General features: G+C 42.8%; 17 protein-coding genes, 2 pseudogenes and 1 other annotated feature. Of the genes and pseudogenes, 8 read left to right on the top strand and 11 right to left on the bottom strand.

Annotated elements, in window-relative coordinates; genetic code table 11:
• Nucleotides 1-117: 117 nt before the first annotated feature.
• The gene (locus tag WA1_RS24440; protein ID WP_017739906.1) at nt 118-882 is read left to right on the top strand and encodes a hypothetical protein; all 765 of its coding nucleotides are present in this window, start codon (nt 118-120) and stop codon (nt 880-882) included.
• Nucleotides 883-948: 66 nt separating this feature from the next.
• Here the strand turns inward: WA1_RS24440 and WA1_RS24435 are convergent, their stop codons facing one another.
• From WA1_RS24435 to WA1_RS24425, 4 genes and pseudogenes are all read right to left on the bottom strand, one after another.
• Nucleotides 949-2,475: a tetratricopeptide repeat-containing S1 family peptidase gene (locus tag WA1_RS24435; RefSeq protein WP_017739907.1), complete on the bottom strand. Its 1,527-nt coding sequence runs from the start codon at nt 2,473-2,475 to the stop codon at nt 949-951.
• A 61-nt stretch (nt 2,476-2,536) separates the two neighbouring features.
• Nucleotides 2,537-2,743 (bottom strand): annotated as a pseudogene (locus WA1_RS24430) (serine protease); the annotation flags it as partial.
• Between the two features lie 4 nt (nt 2,744-2,747).
• On the bottom strand, nt 2,748-2,939 hold the full coding sequence (locus WA1_RS55305) for a hypothetical protein (protein ID WP_148662756.1): 192 nt from the start codon (nt 2,937-2,939) through the stop codon (nt 2,748-2,750).
• Between the two features lie 50 nt (nt 2,940-2,989).
• Nucleotides 2,990-4,072, bottom strand: coding sequence for a hypothetical protein (locus tag WA1_RS24425; RefSeq protein ID WP_033334412.1), 1,083 nt, complete (start codon nt 4,070-4,072; stop codon nt 2,990-2,992).
• 291 nt (nt 4,073-4,363) lie between these two features.
• Between WA1_RS24425 and WA1_RS24420 the strand changes: the two genes are divergently transcribed.
• Entirely contained in the window at nt 4,364-4,576 is a 213-nt protein-coding gene (locus WA1_RS24420; RefSeq protein WP_017739910.1) for a hypothetical protein, read from the top strand.
• A gap of 418 nt (nt 4,577-4,994) precedes the next feature.
• On the opposite strand, the gene WA1_RS24410 is transcribed toward WA1_RS24420, so the two are convergent.
• The gene (locus WA1_RS24410) at nt 4,995-5,441 is read right to left on the bottom strand and encodes an isochorismatase family protein (protein WP_017739912.1); all 447 of its coding nucleotides are present in this window, start codon (nt 5,439-5,441) and stop codon (nt 4,995-4,997) included.
• A 76-nt stretch (nt 5,442-5,517) separates the two neighbouring features.
• On the opposite strand from WA1_RS24410, the gene WA1_RS24405 reads away from it, so the two are divergent.
• Nucleotides 5,518-5,868 carry a histidine triad nucleotide-binding protein gene (locus WA1_RS24405; protein ID WP_017739913.1) on the top strand — a complete coding sequence of 117 codons (351 nt, stop codon included), beginning with the start codon at nt 5,518-5,520 and terminating at the stop codon, nt 5,866-5,868.
• 104 nt (nt 5,869-5,972) lie between these two features.
• Nucleotides 5,973-6,584, top strand: coding sequence for a recombination mediator RecR (gene recR, locus WA1_RS24400; RefSeq protein WP_081402932.1), 612 nt, complete (start codon nt 5,973-5,975; stop codon nt 6,582-6,584).
• A gap of 102 nt (nt 6,585-6,686) precedes the next feature.
• On the opposite strand, the gene WA1_RS24395 is transcribed toward recR, so the two are convergent.
• Nucleotides 6,687-7,955, bottom strand: coding sequence for a flavin monoamine oxidase family protein (locus tag WA1_RS24395; RefSeq protein ID WP_017739915.1), 1,269 nt, complete (start codon nt 7,953-7,955; stop codon nt 6,687-6,689).
• Between the two features lie 386 nt (nt 7,956-8,341).
• Here WA1_RS24395 and WA1_RS24390 point away from each other — a divergent pair, with 386 nt between their 5' ends.
• The 3 genes from WA1_RS24390 to WA1_RS24380 all read left to right on the top strand — a co-directional run bounded on the left by WA1_RS24390 (nt 8,342) and on the right by WA1_RS24380 (nt 10,242).
• Complete coding sequence (locus WA1_RS24390) at nt 8,342-9,004, top strand: phosphoribosyltransferase (RefSeq protein ID WP_017739916.1); 663 nt, start codon at nt 8,342-8,344, stop codon at nt 9,002-9,004.
• 24 nt (nt 9,005-9,028) lie between these two features.
• Nucleotides 9,029-9,652 carry an HPF/RaiA family ribosome-associated protein gene (locus WA1_RS24385; RefSeq protein ID WP_017739917.1) on the top strand — a complete coding sequence of 208 codons (624 nt, stop codon included), beginning with the start codon at nt 9,029-9,031 and terminating at the stop codon, nt 9,650-9,652.
• 206 nt (nt 9,653-9,858) lie between these two features.
• Nucleotides 9,859-10,242, top strand: coding sequence for a hypothetical protein (locus WA1_RS24380; protein ID WP_017739918.1), 384 nt, complete (start codon nt 9,859-9,861; stop codon nt 10,240-10,242).
• Nucleotides 10,243-10,580: 338 nt separating this feature from the next.
• On the opposite strand, the gene WA1_RS24375 is transcribed toward WA1_RS24380, so the two are convergent.
• From WA1_RS24375 to WA1_RS60180, 3 genes are all read right to left on the bottom strand, one after another.
• A complete protein-coding gene (locus tag WA1_RS24375) occupies nt 10,581-10,976 on the bottom strand; it encodes a VOC family protein (RefSeq protein ID WP_017739919.1) in 396 nt (131 codons plus the stop codon).
• A 39-nt stretch (nt 10,977-11,015) separates the two neighbouring features.
• Nucleotides 11,016-14,396, bottom strand: a complete 3,381-nt coding sequence (ileS, locus tag WA1_RS24370; RefSeq protein WP_017739920.1) for an isoleucine--tRNA ligase — start codon at nt 14,394-14,396, stop codon at nt 11,016-11,018.
• Nucleotides 14,397-14,491: 95 nt separating this feature from the next.
• Nucleotides 14,492-14,791, bottom strand: a binding site (T-box leader).
• Nucleotides 14,792-14,870: 79 nt separating this feature from the next.
• On the bottom strand, nt 14,871-15,002 hold the full coding sequence (locus WA1_RS60180; protein ID WP_017739921.1) for a hypothetical protein: 132 nt from the start codon (nt 15,000-15,002) through the stop codon (nt 14,871-14,873).
• A 445-nt stretch (nt 15,003-15,447) separates the two neighbouring features.
• Between WA1_RS60180 and WA1_RS24365 the strand changes: the two are divergent.
• Nucleotides 15,448-15,708 (top strand): annotated as a pseudogene (locus tag WA1_RS24365) (2Fe-2S iron-sulfur cluster-binding protein).
• 151 nt (nt 15,709-15,859) lie between these two features.
• Here WA1_RS24365 and WA1_RS24360 read toward each other — a convergent pair.
• Entirely contained in the window at nt 15,860-16,645 is a 786-nt protein-coding gene (locus tag WA1_RS24360; RefSeq protein ID WP_017739922.1) for a DUF3598 family protein, read from the bottom strand.
• Between the two features lie 256 nt (nt 16,646-16,901).
• Complete coding sequence (locus WA1_RS24355) at nt 16,902-17,363, bottom strand: cupin domain-containing protein (RefSeq protein WP_017739923.1); 462 nt, start codon at nt 17,361-17,363, stop codon at nt 16,902-16,904.
• Nucleotides 17,364-17,738 lie beyond the last annotated feature (375 nt).

Raw genomic sequence — 17,738 nt, 5'->3', positions numbered from 1 at the left:
CCTCTTAGGCTTAGCCATGACCAATTTGCGAAAGATTATCTTGAAGAATTATTAAATTCTTACGGGCATGTTAGCCCATCTCGTCCTGTTACTGGAGAAGTACAAGAAATAGATGTTTTGTTTTTTCCTTCAATCAAACAAAATCCTAATCTAAAAGTTTTGGGATTACTTGGAAGATTTGCAGAATACCCCGCTATCTTTGAACCTTTTCGGAACGCAGCATCTGAAGATGAAATCGGAGATTGCATTTTTAAATTGTGGCAGATAAAGGCTGAACTACGACGAGAGGCTAAACGAGATAACACTTCTCGTCAGGAGTCAGATCTACCAAAATTGTGGGTACTCACTCCAACTGCGTCTTCAAAAATATTATCTAGCTTTGGTGCTACTCAAAAAAAAGGTTGGTTACCTGGGGTACATTTTACCGTCAATGCTTTACGAACAGCAATTGTTGCGATTCATCAACTTCCTGATACCTCAGAAACTTTATGGCTAAGGATTCTTGGACGAGGAAGCATACAAGAAAAAGCAATATTAGAATTACAATCACTATCAGCAGAGCATCCGTTCCGTCAAGCTACGCTAGAATTAGTTTACAATTTGCAGAAGAATTTAAGAGTTAGTCAACCTTTGGAAGCAGATGATAGGGAGTTAATTATGCGGTTAGAACCACTTTATCAACAAGATCGAGAGCTTGCTAAGCTTGAAGAAAGACGACAAATTCTTGAAAATATGCTTGAAGTTCGCTTTGGCTCACTAGATAGCGAACTGATAACTCTCGTATCAGCAATATCAGCTTTACCAGCAAAGGAATTTACCCCCTTACTTATGCAACTCTCTAGAGAAGAATTAATAGCAAGATTTGGTACTCAATCTTCATAAATTCTTGGAGAATATAGATGAAAAACGGATATTTGTTAACCAATCGTTGTTTCGTTTCATTGTAGCTTAACGTTGAAGCCGTTTGAGGTTTTCCATGACTTGCTGGTACTGAGCCGTTTTCCCCTGCTCCATTAACAGTTGTGCAGCTTTTTGCAAGTCCTCAATCGCTCCAGTTCTATCTCCAGAAGCAGCGCGAAGAATAGCTCTGTTATTATAAGCATCGGCAAAACCAGGATTGACTTTAATAGCTTGATTGTAATCCTCAAGAGCTTTGACTTTATCTCCCGTGTCAGCAAGAATATTTCCTCTAGAGTTGTAAGCAAGAGCATATTTACGGTCGATTTGCAACGCCTTATTGTAATCCGTGATCGCAGCCTGTTGATTGCCAATTCTAGAGTAAGCAACACCCCGATTATAGTATAGACTGGCATCGCCAGCACCACGTTGTGAGGCTTGAGTCCAATCTTCCACCGCTCCTTGGTAATTTCCTTGCTTAATGCGAGCAACAGCCCGATTGTTGTAGGCGATCGCTGCATCAGGTTTTTTCTGAATCGCTGCAGTGTAATCTTCTAGCGCTCCCTGATAGTCTCCCTGTTGAAAGCGGATATTGCCTTGGTTAAAGTAAGCTAAAAAAGCTTCGCTCTTCTCAGGATTGCGTCGTACTGCTTGGGTGTAAGCTTCAAGTGCTCCCCTAGAGTCTCCCTGCTCGTCACGAACAGACCCCAGTGCGTAGTAGTCTCTAGCATTGCTAGGATTTTTGATTTGTGCTGGCTTCTCCTCTGTAGGACGATTATCTACCGTCAAACTTGAGCCACTCAGTCCCACTTGAGACTTCTGAGCCATAAACATATTAATCGGAATAGCTGCATTCCATCCTGATTTTATCGATACCGTAGTTCCATCGCGACTTTCAAGCTCACCATCCTTACCGCCCTGACCGTGAATACCAACAACTCTCCCCTCGCTATCAAATACAGGACCACCACTCATGCCCCTTTGCGTTACAGCATTATAGCGCAAGGAGTAGCCCTGGGGACGACTATCGGGACGACTTGTCACAAAACCTGGTGAAAACTCCGATTCTCTTTGAGCACCCGAACGTCCATCAGAGGCGGGATAGCCAAAAACGTAAATTTGTGAACCTGTCACTGCTTGCTCGGAATCACCAATGGTAGCAACTGGGTAAGCGCGATCGCTCTCAAAAGTAATGACTGCTAAATCTGCGTCACTGTTATTTTTCTGTAAACGTTGCGCCCGCTTTAAAGGATATTCTTTTCCCGTACTCGTGCGAATAGTGTAAGTCACATCATCTCGGCAAATAACGGGATTCCGATCTGGAATTGCATCGCAGACTACATGATTAGCAGTTAAAACAGTGTAAGTATTACCTTGTTTGGCAATAATAACTCCCGTTCCACCTGTAGAACCTTGGTTGTTGTTAATTTGCACTGCTGTCCGTTCAGCAATTTGGTTAATTTCTGGAGCACTTTTGGCAAAGACAACACTAGGTTGGCCGATCGCAATTGCTGCAACTACTCCCGTACCTGCCAAAAATTTGGGAAGGTTGTTAAATCTATAAGAATTTAAACTCATCACATACTCCTTTTAAATCTTGCGTTTGTAATTTCTTGTAGGGGCGCAATGCCTTGCGCCCCTACATACGTCCAAACCTTTGCTGAAAATTGGTAATAGGGATTGCCCAACTCAGGGCTTCCATTTGTAGGAATTGCTGCTCGGATGGCATCATGCCATTGGTAAAGATGAATGCCTCAATACCACCCAGAGGATATTTCGATTTGCCATTAATGCCAATCAGTTCGCCATTGCGATTCAAAAGAGGACCACCACTCATTCCTTGTACGACATCATTGGTGTAGCCGAGTTGATATCCTCCTTGTAGCGATCGCTCTGCATATTCCTGGTGTAACCTTAGGAGTTAGATTGTTTCCACTTCCCGAACCAACTCTAGGAAGGGTTTGCGCTTCTGTTTTCAAGACAAACGAGTTTGATAGAACAAAAGACATCAGCAAAAATTGAGTGAAAAACTTAAGTTTCATTGCGAACTCCTCGATTAAAATTGAATCAGTTACCTATATTTCAGAGCAATCTATAAACCCGTCTCAGGGGTGGGTTGCGGATTTGAGTTTGTATTTGTGTTGACAAGATTTGGCGACTGGGGTACCTGTTCTGGGCTAGGTTGTGGATTTGAATTGTTAGCGTTAAGCGGATTTGGTGACTCAGATATTGGTTCGAGTCTATCTTCAGCGCGAATGTATGCATAATTTCCTACACTCAGCCCCTTGACAGGCTTGGCACAGTATTCTTTACCATCAATTAGGATTGATACCACCGAACCATTACAAGAAGTCCTTTTCAATCCCCAATTTTGAAGCAGAGCTAGATTGGGATCGGCGTTAAGTCTTGCTATTTCAAGCTCAACATCAAGTCTTTTTCTTTCAAGAGCGAGTTTTTTTCTTTCAACGTTAGCACTAACCACATTACTTATGAGATTGCTAGCTGTACCTGCGATACTAGTAGTAACATTAGCTCTGTTCTTACCTTCTTCAATTCTGCGTTGTGTATTTTGTCCGTATCTAAAATCTTCACTTTGTAGCCGTGCTGTATACTTGTCACGGTTGCTTTGTATCTCAGCGATCGCTACTTCTTTGTTAGCATTAATCTGTGCAATCGATATCTGACTGTGAGCTTCAAGTAATTTGTCACAGTTTTTTGAGTAATATTCGCTCATTCTATGTTCATTATAAGAACCCGAACTTCTTTCATAGCTGTGGCTGCCTTTGCCGCTAAGATTTGTTATTGACACTCCTCCTCTAGTTGCCTGCTTTTTAGTTGATTCCTCCCGAGCAATATCTCGCAGTCTCTCATCTCGGATCTCCGAACAAAAAGCAAGGTTTTCCTGATTTAAATCTAGAGAATTAGGTGCAGAAATAAGTTTATTGTTATCTTCCACACCCCAAATGATAAAAGCATGACCTGTTGGTGAACCACCTCTGGCACAAAAAACTAGGTAGTACTGGTTCTCTATTGTATCAGAATATGTTCTTCGATCAATTTGCTTATCCACAGCGAGCACTGAAGCAACTGGATGAATCAAAAACGTAGTCAGGAATCCGGTCAGTCCTGCTATAATAAACTTGCGGCGACCTCGAAGCATGAAGAATGTTTTCATCAATTTCTCCCTAAATGCTTTTTATTAGGCATCAAAACTCCTCTGTTTTCTTATTAATTTGCTTTTATCAGTTTATTCACTAGCACAACTGTTGCTTCAACGCTCACATTGCTTTAGTGTACCCAGTTTGGGGAAAGCCACGTGTTACACTTTGAGCTTGACATTTTTAAAATTTGACTCGCTTTAATTCATGACCAATTTGCGAAAGATTATCTCGAAGAATTATTAAATTATTACGGGGATGTTAGCCCATCTCGTCCTGTTACTGGAGAAGTATAAGAAACAGATGTTTTGTTTTTTCCTTCAATCAAACAAATTGCTAAGCTTGAAGAAAGACGACAAATTCTTGAAAATATGCTTGAAGTTCGCTTTGGCTCATTAGATAGCGAACTGATAACTCTCGTATCAGCAATATCAGCTTTACCAGTAAAAGAATTTACACTCTTACTTATACAACTATCTAGAGAGGAATTAATAGCAAGATTTAGTACTCAATCTTCATAAATTCTTGGAGATGTCTAGAGTTTATTGACTCACTACGTGCCAAAAAGTCCCTGAAAGTTCACGACTATTGGCTAGACCCACTTTGCAGTGTTCTGTTATACCATCTAACCATGTAAGATTCTCAGAACCATCACCATTACAGAAAAACTGGAAACCACTACCTCTTGGAATCATAATCCATCTAGTACCTGACAACTTATCATCTGTAACCAAGTTAACAAAACCATTTCCTGTTTTACCGTTTAAGTACCTGAAATTACCTCCATTAGTACCCAAACATCGGATGGAAACAGAATTTGTTGAATCTACTTGGCAGAGTGCAGAGGATTTATATTGTTACCTTTTTTACTTTCAACCCCCTCTGCCATCTGCCATCAGTCCTCTGCCTTTCTTCTGGTAAATCGCTATAGAATCGATATCATATCAATTTTGAAAGAATTTCTTGGTACATAATTGTCTGGATCGTTTTCCCAAAATCATGTGACCACGATACTGCTAGCTCTGCCATAACTTGATTTGTTGTAGTGAGAGTGACACCATGACTCGACATTCTCCGCAAAGCAGTTTCATCGGCAAGCGTCGTCGGCGATCCACCTGCGTCAACTACAACTTGAACTTCGTACCCATCTTCAACGGCACTGATTGCTGGATATACGATGCAAACGTCATTGGTTAACCCTGCCATAATCAACTTCTTCTTACCCGTCTCCTCAACCGCTTGTTTGTATTCTTCATATTCCCAACAATCCACGATACCAGGACGTTTGACTCTCTGCGCGTATTCCTCCGGCGCAATGGTTTGTAAATCTTCAAGCAATAAACCTTGAAACTCGGTTTCCATACTGCTAGTTAAAACAAGTGGCATACCTGTTTCCTTCGCAGTACGGAATATTGATGAGAGAACATTATAAAATCTCTAGCAGAAGAACTAGTCAATTGCCATGAGTGAAACCACAGAGACAATTTTCAGCAAAATCATTAGGCGGGAAATTCCAGCCAATATAGTTTATGAAGATGAATTGGCGCTTGCCTTCAAAGATATTAGCCCCCAAGCCCCCGTTCATATTATCATCATTCCTAAAAAACCAATACCCAAATTATCTGATGCGGGTTCTGAAGATGCTGTCCTTCTAGGACATCTATTATTAACTGCTAAACGTGTTGCTGAAGAAGCTGGGCTTACTAATGGATACCGTGTTGTTATAAATACGGATGCTGATGGCGGTCAAACCGTTTACCACCTACATTTACATATCCTAGGTGGACGACAGTTGACATGGCCTCCCGGTTAATTAAGCCTATGACTACAACTAGATCCCCGACTTCTCAAAGAAGTCGGGGATCTGAGCCTTTCAATTCTTACAAATCACATAGGATTGCTATAGTATAGTAAAAAATTGGAGATAAAACTACGGTTTACGCACGCCCCCTAGCACGATTAATTGAGCAATTGCAACGCTTACCCGGAGTGGGTCCAAAAACTGCCCAACGGTTAGCATTGCATATCATAAAAAGACCAGAGGCAGAAGTTGAAGCTTTGGCACATGCTCTCATAGAAGCAAAAAAGCAGGTGGGCTTGTGTTCTGTTTGCTTTCATCTATCTTCTGAACCTGTTTGTGAAATCTGTCGCAACGCAAACCGCGATAATACCACTATCTGTGTCGTGGCTGACTCTCGCGATGTGATTGCCTTAGAAAAAACCCGTGAGTACAAAGGTAAGTATCATGTTTTGGGTGGAGTCATTTCCCCAATCGATGGCATTGGTCCGGAACAGTTGACTATCCAACCTTTAGTGCGACGGGTGAGCCAGCAAAAACCTCATGAGGTCATTTTAGCTATCAGTCCTAGTGTCGAAGGTGAGACAACGACATTGTATATCGGTCATCTCATAAAACCATTTACTAAAGTTACGCGAATTGCTTTTGGGTTACCTGTGGGTGGAGATTTGGAATACGCTGACGAGGTAACTTTGGCAAGAGCCTTGGAAGGACGCCGAGAGTTAGATTAGTTATTTGTTATTAGTCATTTGTCATTTGGAAGCCAGAGGTTGAGTTTGTTAATTGAACTTTATTTTCTGGGTTTAGGTATCTGGCTTTACCAAGACCCTGGGTTATCTCACAGATTCAAGAACCTGTTGAGCAGCACGTTGACCGCTGCGGATAGCACCCTCCATATAACCGCGATACTCTACAGGAGCAGTATGCTCTCCTGCAAAGAAAATGTGACCTGCTCTTTGCATCAGGTGTGGGTTAAAGCGATCTAAATCACCGGGTCTAAAGTAGCAGTAAGCACCTTTTGACCATTCATCGGCACTCCAATCATAGGAACGAGATGTCACAATTTCAGGTGCTTCAGGATACACAGTACGTACAGTAGCGATCGCACGGTCAACAGCGTTTTCAGATAACTCTACACTTCGACTACCTCCACTGAAACAGGAAAGAATTCTTTCTGTCCCCATTTGTGCAAAGCTAGGTTCCCACACAACTTGATATTCAGCATCCAGCAATGTTATCCCAAAGTTAGGTTTAGACCAAAAGCGATACGGATATTGCAGGAGTGTCTTCACCAAACTACCGTAGGGCAAATGAAAAATGGCGTCTTGCTGAGAGTCTGTAAATGGAGCAACTATTGGGATATGACGCAGTACACTCCAAGGAATCGCTACTATAACAGTACTCGCTTTCGCCTCAACTAAACCGTTTGCTGTCTCAATACTGACACTCACGAGATTATTCTCTGTCTGTTGAATGCGACGCACGGGAGTCCTTGTATGCACTCGCTCGCCCAAAACTTTAGCTAAAGCATCAACTAAGCGCGAACTCCCCCCACGAAGGCGCATATTGCTACCACTGCCACCAAGCGTGTTAAAGTAGGCAAAAAATCCAACACCAATCAACTCTGGGTCAGTGGCAAAAAGCGATCGCGCCGATAAACGAGCAATCCATTTGGCAAAGGGCGGTTGTTGGTTTGTCTCCAACCACTCATCAAGAGTTTGCTGTGGATCGTGTTGCTTTTCAATTAGAAGTTGAAGCTTTTCAAATAAATTTTCTAAAGCAGTTTGTTTTTCTGCACTAAAAGACTCCCGATTTCTGAGCATTCCATCAACATACCAGTACAAGTCATCGGGAAATTGGCAGGCTGGATCGAGTTTGATCTCGAACTCTGTAGCATAATTTATTAAAGCAGTATGGTTATCATCGACAAACTCAGCACCTAAATCACCATACTGTCCGGCATTAAGTTGTACTGTGTGGACTCGACCCCCCAGACGCTCTCGTGCTTCAAAAACTTGAACTTCCTGACCAGCACGTACCAACTCATAGGCTGCACTCAGCCCTGCTAAACCTGCACCAACGACAATGGTTTGAAGTACCATGCTTAAACCCTGTGACGTTTTTTGACGAGAAAGCGATCGCGAACGGCTGATAATGATATTTTTAATGGTAGCAGGAGCTTGGAACTCGCGATCGGGAAATCTTTCTAACGTCCTTAATCCCTAATCGTCAACCACTAATTCATTCGTTTAGCATATTGATAAAAAAGGCACAACCTTCCGTTAGTCAGAGGAAAGAGTATTGTGAGATTTCTAAGATCGGTCTAGAACATTAAAAATATAAACAAAGCATGAGAGAAACTGACCGCTTAGCAAGTGGTGGCTTACGATCGATAGGAGGGCAAGTGCAACACGACGAATTTAGCTGTCAAGGTAAGATGCGAGTGAAAACCTAAGACCCATTAATTCGGACAAAGGAGCGTAACACCATGCGATTTAAAGACAGAACACAAGCAGGTCAATTTTTGGCGAAAGAATTGGCCGCTTATGCTAACCGTCCAGATACCTTGGTGTTAGGGATTCCGCGTGGAGGTGTACCTGTCGCTTTTGAAATAGCCAAAACCTTAAACACTCCCCTAGATATTTTTGTAGTACGCAAACTGGGTGTACCAGACCAAAGAGAACTGGCAATGGGAGCAATCGCTTCTGGTGGGGTACGGGTCTTAAATGAAGATATTGTGCGATCGCTACACATATCCGAAGTAGAAATAGACCAAGTCACAGAAAAAGAACAGCAAGAACTAGAGCGACGCGAACACCTTTATCGAGGCGATCGTCCTTTTCCACAACTGCACGAACAGACTGTGATCTTGGTGGATGATGGTTTAGCGACAGGTGCTACAATGCGTGCATCTGTTGTAGCATTGCAAAAATACAAGCCTGCCAAAACAGTTATTGCTGTACCTGTATCCGCCCTTGAAACTCGCGACGAGTTTGCAGCCAAAGTAGATGAAATAATCTGTGGATTAACTCCAAGCCCCTTCTACAGTGTTGGTTTGTGGTACGAGGATTTTCCGCAAACAACGGATGAAGAAGTTCGTAACCTCTTAGATCGGGCTGCAAACAGAGAATTGCTAATGGCTAATGGCTAATAGATGAGAAATAATAACTAAAATATGAAAGTAGCACCAGAGATTACTTATCGCAATGTCGATAAAACAAATGCTCTTGACAATTTAGTCAACGAAAAAGTTGGCAAGTTGGAGCAGGTTTGCAGTTACATTAGTAGCTGCCATATCGCAATTGAAAAGATTCACGATCGCCCTCGTAGTGGTTCTCCTTTCCGAGTGCGAATCGATATGACCGTACCACCCGGTCATGAACTTGTGGCAGAAAGTAATCCCACAGATGACAACCAATACGCGCCTGTAGAGGCGGTAATTCGAGATGCTTTTAAAGCGGCTGTCACTCAGTTGAAAAAACTCAACGAACGGCAGCAAGAGAGTGATAAATCTCAAACTCACACAGATGCGGAGGAAACAACAGCACTTGTGACCAAATTATTTCGTGAGGATGGGTACGGCTTTATTAGAGCCTTAGATGGTCAAGAAATTTACTTCCATCGCAACAGTGTTCTCAATGATGACTTTGACCGTATAGAAATAGGTACGGGTGTTCGTTTCTCTATGGTTATGGGTGAAGAGGGGCCCCAAGCCTCTACAATGCAGATTGTGGACAAGCCTGGAGCGAATGCTGGCAAGTCAGATCAAGCCCTAATTGAGCCGCCATTAGGCTATTAACGCAATTTGTGTATTCAACTTAACAGTCGATGGCGTAATGTTCAATGGCTGAGACTCAAAAACAAGGACAACCAACAGAAAATACGTAGGTAGGGTTGAGGAACGAAACCCAACATTTATAGGCATTTGTTGAGTTTCTCCACCGTGAGTCCAACCCACAAAAATTCTGATCCGAGTAGTCCTGAACGTCGATGGAGTAATGTTTAATGGCTGAGACTCAAAAACAAGGACAACCAACAGATCGAAAACCAGATGAGTGGCAGCAAGACCTAAAATCCCAGCCAATGCCTGGTAAAAATTTCGGTATTCAGGGAGCTTCAACTGGAGAATCTCCCCTCAACGCCTACGAGATAAAGGAGTTGTATATTCAACTCAAAGGTTTTTCCAGCGACGAAATGAAACAGATTACCGTGCTACCAACAGGCACACCTTTAGAACATGGAACTAAATATGTTGACTTAATGAACTCCGAGCGCAAGGAATTTACTGCGGGGGAAGATATGAAAGCCGGACCAAATAATCGCTATGTGGCTAAGAAAGATATAGACCGCATACTCTGGAGCAAATTAATTGACGCAAATAACCAGTGACCAGTGACACTTGCATACTCTGGAGCAAATTAATTGATGCAAACAACTTTCCAAAGTAGGAAGAAACTAATGAGTCATTAGATTAGTAGCGAGCGGTCACATTAATTCTGATGGGAGAAGTTAGTTTAGATCCCCGACTTTTTATAAGAAGTCGGGGTCTGGCAACTCCTCAAAATCAACGCGGTCAAGTACTACTCCCTTTCCGGTATAAGATTACCTATCTTCTTTTTCTTCTTCCTTCGTGATCTTTGCGTCTTTGCGGTTCATCTAATTAAGTAATTTTCAAACGGGATAGGAGTAGTTTAAAGTCCAGTTCCTTGGAAATTTCTAAAGCTGCTTTACAGATCCCAAGAATCATTTTGTAAAACCACGCGGTAACCATCAGGATCTTCAAATGTCGCTCCGTTCCTATCCCAGTATGGGTTATAGGATTTTACAGGTTCATATCCATTGATCTTCATTCTCTCAATCGCTTGCTGCCATTCTTGTCGATCTTGAAAGTAAAAAACAATTAAATTATCTTCAGTAGGAGCACGACCAACAGAGTGTCCGTGATGATGGGTAAACTCAAAGTGATATGCTGCCCCTGGGATTCCAAGCATGACACCATCGAATTCATCATGGTTTTTAAAGGAGTATAGAATTTCTAATCCCAAACCATCTGTATAAAATTTCAGTACTAGTTCAAGGTTATCGGTTGGGCGAGCAACACGCAAAGTTTTTCCTTGCATCATAAAAAACCTCTTGCATCGTAAGGATTGGACGCAGATTAGTTAAGAAGTTTTGCTTAGCTTTAAGCTGATAATTAATGGTGTACCAAAAATATCTACCTGCTCGCAATAGTCAGCATTCTCAAGCTCTTCAAAGTCAATGTTTTTAGCAAGCACTTCATTCTTAACTAATTCAAGATGTACTTTCAGCGCCTCTAAAACCACTCCAGATGTTTTGATCCCCAAGTCAATTTTCGCGGAAACTTCAAGCTTTGCCTGTTTTCGTGCATTTTGCAGCAGGCGGATGGTATCTCGAATCAGTCCTTCTTGAATTAATTCTGGTGTAAGTTGAGTGTTGATTGCTGCTAAATAACCATATTCTTCAAGCGCTACATAATTGGCTGGACTTTGAGCTTGAATGAGAAATGCTTCAGGTTCAAAGTGATAAAGTTTTCCATCCAGTTCAATAACAGTCTCCTTCCCTTCACGGATGTTATGGACAATTTTGCGGTTGTCAAAGGTTTCGAGCACTTTCTTAAACGCAGGTAGCAAATGACCAAGCCGCTTGCCCAAAAGTGGCAAATTCGGTTTCACGATATAATCTACAAAATCTGCTGTTACGTCTAAGTATGTCACTGATTTGACATTGAGTTCTTCTTTTAGCAAGTCTTCTAAATTCTTCAACCCTGCAAGCTCTGCCTCGCTTTGAACTCGTACCAGAAGTTCAGGTAGAGGTTGACGTGTTTTGACTCCTGCTGTGGCACGGGCAGCTCGTCCTAGCTCGACAATTCGCATAAGTGTATTCATGTCACGCATTAGGGAATCGTCAATTAAGGTAGCATCCCACTGAGGCCAGCTTGCTAAATGTACGGACTCTGCTTCGTCTGGTAAGATACTCAGCACTAAATTTTGATAAATGTGTTCGCTGATAAAGGGTGCCATAGGAGCCATTAACTTAGCGACGATCGCGAGGGTGTCATAGAGGGTTTTATACGCCGAGAGTTTATCGCGTTCGCTCTTAGCGCAAGCTGTACCCAGCTTATCGCTAGTCGATTTCCAAAATCGGCGACGGTTGCGACGAACATACCAGTTTGAGAGATCGTTCACTACAAAGTCGCGGATTATCCGACTGGCAGTTGTTGGATCGTAAGCGTCGAGTTTATCTGTAACATCCCGCACGAGTGCATTAGTTTTAGATACTAACCAGCGATCGATAGCAGGACGTTCTGTCACCGGAATCGCGCAAGTCAAATCGGGTTGATCGAGATTGGCATAGAGAACTAAGAAACTGTAGGTGTTCCAAAGCGTCATAAAGAAGTCGCGCAACGTGTCCTCAACCAATGCTTGGGAAAAGCGTTTGGTACTGTCGCTTGGGCTTGAGCTATAAAGATACCACCGGAGTGCGTCTGCTCCTTGAACGTTTAATACAGTCCAAGGATCGACCACATTGCCCTTCGACTTAGACATTTTCTCGCCCTTCTCATCAACAATGTGTCCCAGCACGATCACGTTTTTAAAGGCAGGGCAATCCTGTTTGATGCCGGACAAAACACCTGCTTGTCGGTCTGGACTACCAGTATCTGTAAGCAATGTTGCCAGAGCGTGTAAACTGTAAAACCAGCCGCGAGTCTGGTCAATTGCTTCACAAATATAGTCTGCAGGAAAATTCTCTTGCAGGATGTTTTGATTTTCAAAGGGGTAATGCCACTGTGCGTAGGGCATTGCACCTGACTCAAACCAAACATCGACAGTATAGGGAACGCGTTTGAAGCACTTGCCGTTCTTCTCAAAAGTGATGTCGTCAATGTAAGGACGATGCAAATCTAACCCAGACAAATCCCGCCCTGTTAGATCTTCAAGTTCTTTCAAGCTTCCAATACAGAGAGATTCGCTTTCATCTTCACTCACCCAGATGGGCAAAGGCGCACCCCAATACCGTTCGCGAGAAACCGCCCAGTCAACGTTGTTTCTCAACCAATCCCCAAATCGACCATCTCGGATATATTCTGGATGCCATGCAATTTTTTCATTGTTCTCAATGAGCTTGTCTTTGACTGCTGTCGTGCGAATATACCAGCTTTTTTTAGCGTAGTTGATGAGTGGTGTTCCATCCCGGTAATTGAAAGGATAAGTATGTCGGATGGTGGTTTTGCGGTAGAGTAAGCCCTTTTCTAACAAATCTCTAGCAATTTGCTCATCTGCATCTTTAAAAAATGTTCCCGTATAAGGACTTTCACCTACGGGCGCATCAAGCAATTTCACATCGGGGTACACTTTACCCAGCAGATCTACAGAGAAGAGCATGGGGAGGTTGTGCTTGCGTCCAAGATCGAGGTCGCCGTATGCAGTGGCAACATGGAGGACTCCTGTTCCATCGTCAATGGTCACTTGTTCATCTAAAATCACGCGGAAACCTTGAGAGAGGTTTTCCCCTTCTGGAACACGACCGCGTAAGATCGGGCTGTATTGTAGGTTAACGAGTTCCTTGCCTGAGAAAGTTTTTAGCGTTTGGTAATTATTTTCACCAAAGACATCATTGGCGCGATCGCAAGCCAGAATGTAGAGGTCTTTTTGGTCTGGATTGCGTTCGCTCTTAGCGCAAGCTGTACCCAGCTTATCGCTCTTAGCGCAAGCCGTACCCGGCTTATCGCTAGTTGCTGCTTCAAACAAACCATAGGTAGCATCACCTCTGACTGCAAGGGCAACATTTGCAGCCAGCGTCCACGGAGTTGTCGTCCAAGCCAAGATATAGACGGGGCGTTCTCCAGATTCAACAATGTTACTTTCTATAAGTTGAGTCAGATGTGCTGGAAATTTGGGATATACGGAGGGGTCTTCCACATTCTCTTGATATCCTTGCGCCACCTCATGGTCTGAGAGGCTGGTGTTGTTGCGCGGACAGTGCCAAGTTGCGCGATAATCTTCAAAGAGAAGACCTCGTTCCCACAGGGATTTCATCAACCACCAGCAAGATTCAATGTAGCTGTTTTCATAGGTGATGTAAGCATTGTCTAAGTCCAGCCAGTAGCCAATGCGATCGCTCATGGCATTCCAATCCTGGATGTACTCAAAAACTGATTGCTTGCAGAGTTGATTGAAATTAGCGATCCCAAACGCTTCGATGTCCGACTTTTTGGTAAAGCCTAACTTCTTTTCAACACCAAGCTCGACAGGTAAACCATGGGTATCCCATCCTCCTTTACGTTGGACTTTATACCCTTGCATAGTTTTATAGCGGGGGACTAAGTCCTTATAAGCACGGGAGATGACATGATGCACTCCAGGCTTACCATTGGCAGTTGGAGGACCTTCATAAAAGACAAAATTCCCCTTTGGAGAATTTTCATTGACTGACTTCCGAAATATGTTGCGCGTTTTCCAAAAGTCAAGAATTTCTCGCTCCAGATCTGGGAAGCAAACTGATTGTTGAACTTCTTTAAACATATTTAACCGCACTCACTCTTCACTTGACAAACTAAACGTTTGACATTTGTATCCCTTTCAATGAGGTAAAACAACAGAAATACCTCATTTCTCTACATTGGGACGCTTAGGTGAGCGCGGTACCACCCAACTTTCCCAGAATCTCGCAATTCTGGACTTTATCGCTACTCCCTGACGGGAAGAGCGCTCTGCTGTAACGTGCAGAACACGGCTCTATCTACTCAAAGCTTCCACTAAGGGAGACTAAAACTGATGTTTCAAGCTTCCTGTGGAAATGCTTTTTTCGGAGAGCAGCTCGGGGAGGATTTTCATTTCTACCGTGTGTTCAGGCTCGCACCATCCCTGACTCGCTCAGCACCGACTTAGAAATTACTCGTTCCCTTCATTGCTTTTAGTTATAGCTTTTACATGATAGCATAACAACGCCAATTTGGGCATGACCTGCTCACCAGAGATCTTGCCGCAATAGACATTTTACTGTTTTCGTTGCAGGTTGACCAACTCATTCAACTCATCAAGCAGTTCTTCCGCCTCTGTATCCCCTGTATCTGCTTGTTGCAGCAAGTAGCTTAAAATTCTATTCATCAACGCGTTTGAAACTTCCATTATTCATGCCTTCCACAAAAAAATGACCTTCTCTACTTGAAATGTATTAACGATTTTTCTTATTTGCAGGTTAACGCGATCGCTTAGATGAATTCTCTACCAAAAGACTAATCAACACAGTCAGTTTACTCATCTGAAGATAGAAATGTCTCAAAGCTTCTTAAGAGTATGGCATACAAAGATGATTGTGATTATTTTGATAAAATTCCCTCCGTCATCTTTTAATCTTCTACACAATTCCACATTTAGCTTCAATTGGTATTTAAAGAAAATCTCTCTTCAAGAAGAATGAATTAGCAGTATTTACCGCTCTTCTGGTAGAGAATAAGTCAGAGCGATCGAACTAGACTTATATGCAGAAGCCGTTAGCGTGCAATCGTTTTAATATCGTGGTTGATTCAGTTGAGTATTAAATAGTATTGCTTTCATAACGAGGTCTGAAATTATGACAACGACATACGAAATTCAATTGATGAATGAAGAAGAGGGAATTAATAAAACAGTAAATGTTCCTGAAGATGAATACATTCTTGAAACTGCTGAAAACGCAGGGATGGAGTGGCCCTCTTCCTGTCGTCAAGCAGTTTGTTCGACTTGCACTGGGAAGTTGGTTGAGGGTTCAGTTGACCAGTCAGAATAGTCTTATTTAGATGAAGCTCAGATTGCTGAAGGCTATGTGCTAATTTGCAGTCCAGTACCCACTTGATTGTAGAGCAAAGTACCATTGCCAACGGGAACAGAGTGGGTCTTAACTGTGCAGCTTGAGGCAGCACTGACTGTATTCTCGAAACGATTGCCTCCAAATATTGTGTAATGTGTTTTAAACTACTTGTTCAAGTGGTATAGCATGATTCTGATTAGGATTCGTAGACTTGAAGCAAAAAGTGACTAAACTCAGAATTGTCAAAGCGGCGAATTCCACGGAACAACTTGTTGGGAGCCGCTTGCCAATCGACAATCAGATTCATGACTCTGTAGCTTTCAATTTTGAAGGGACAACTAATAGAGCCTCCAGGCAAGTGAAATATCTGGTGATTGCCACCCAAGCTTTCCAAGAGTTGCCATCCAATTTCCTCTGAAGCTGATGTTACGAGATCGGGGGTTATCTTTTTGACAGTTCCTTGCCAAACGTCGTCAGGTTGAATCACACTAGGGGCTGGAAGCGCTTCTGAAAAACTGTCTAATTGCTCAGAGATCGCTGTCATGTGCTGCAACTCACCGCTTTGTTTGTAAACAGCAGTGAGGCTCGTTCTCCTGTTTTCATGCGTGAAACCTGTTTCAAAGAAGAATTGAGCATCCGCATCTGTGAACTTTATAGATCCCCAGGAAAAGCTGTTGTCGAGAAACAAGACGGCAAAGTGATGCCCCATAAAGGAGAGTTCAGTGCTGGGTTTGACATAAGCAAAGGTATGGAGATCGGTCTTTCCATCAGGAGAAGTAGAGCGATTTTGTTGAACGATCTGGCTACCATCTTCACTGAGGTAGAAGGAGCGAACACATTTGAAGGAATTAATTGAGTGTCCTTCTGGTGAATATTTAGTCCAGATACCATGCCAGTCGCCTAAATGGTATTGACAAAACCTATCCCAGTTTTGGAGTTGGTTCTCCCTTTCAGCAACATTATCGATGGAGTGAGGTGCCATTGTCCTAAGTCTCCTCGCTTGCAAGCTCTAGAATATATTGTTTCGCATTCGGTCTTGATGTCCATATCTATCCTCCAACTGTTTTGCTGACCGTTCCCACTCCTCAAATCAGGTGTTGTAAATGCGTAAGTCAGCTTTTGCGACTCATTGAGGCGGATTCCAGTTTCTAGACCCATACCAAACGTTGACTAACTCACCCATCAAATCGACGTTGAGTTGTTATTCAAAACCAAAAATCATGATGCCCGCGTAGTCATTATCCTTGAGCCTCCGATCGCTGCAACACTGCCATATCCTCTTCATCCAGTTCAACAGGTATGCCACTGCGGATCAGTTCAGCAAAATCCTCGTTGGGAACCATAATGCTAAGCGTATAGAGGCGACCCGTCCCCTTGTTTTCAATCGCATGAATTCCAGTTGGCGGCACCATAACGCTATCTCCAGCGCGAATATCTACGGCTTTGCCGTCACACATTGCTACGCCCTCTCCTTTGAGGACAAAAAACATTTCCGCCGCCATTTGATGCCGATTGGGTGGCGTTTTCCCACCGACATCAAAAATTTCAACACAATACGTCAAAGAAGTACTCGTACTCATCGGATCGAACACGAGCGCTAACCGATTCGTAGACTCCGGGCTAATACGATACGCCTGATAATCATTTGGCGACTTGAACACCGGAATCACACACTTTTTTTTATTTGTAGCCGCGTTCATTTGTATTCCTCCATTTGAGAATGGCTGCAAAAACTACTTGAGGACAAACCATCCTCATCATTTTTATGTAGGTGTAAGTCAAATCAAATTATGCACTTAATTAAATAGAAAATAGATATCTTAATCCTAACTAACAGTTACTTTCAATTCTCGATAATTTAGATATTCAATTAGAGGACTTCACTCACATACATCATCAAATGCCTATACCATAATGATTCCAGAGAATTGAGCATAGTAATTGGCTAGGACATTTAGTTTTCTGTGCGTCAACAATACATCTATTTGCTGTTTTGGAAAAAATGTTGGGTCAGAAAGACAATAGCGCGGAGCGCGACTCGTGCGCTCGCTAACCACTTTCTGGATGATTTCAAG

Origin of the sequence: Scytonema hofmannii PCC 7110 (genome assembly GCF_000346485.2) — a bacterium.
In the GTDB taxonomy this organism is placed as follows: Bacteria; Cyanobacteriota; Cyanobacteriia; order Cyanobacteriales; family Nostocaceae; genus Scytonema; species Scytonema hofmannii.
This window is presented reverse-complemented; position numbering and strand designations above follow the sequence as displayed.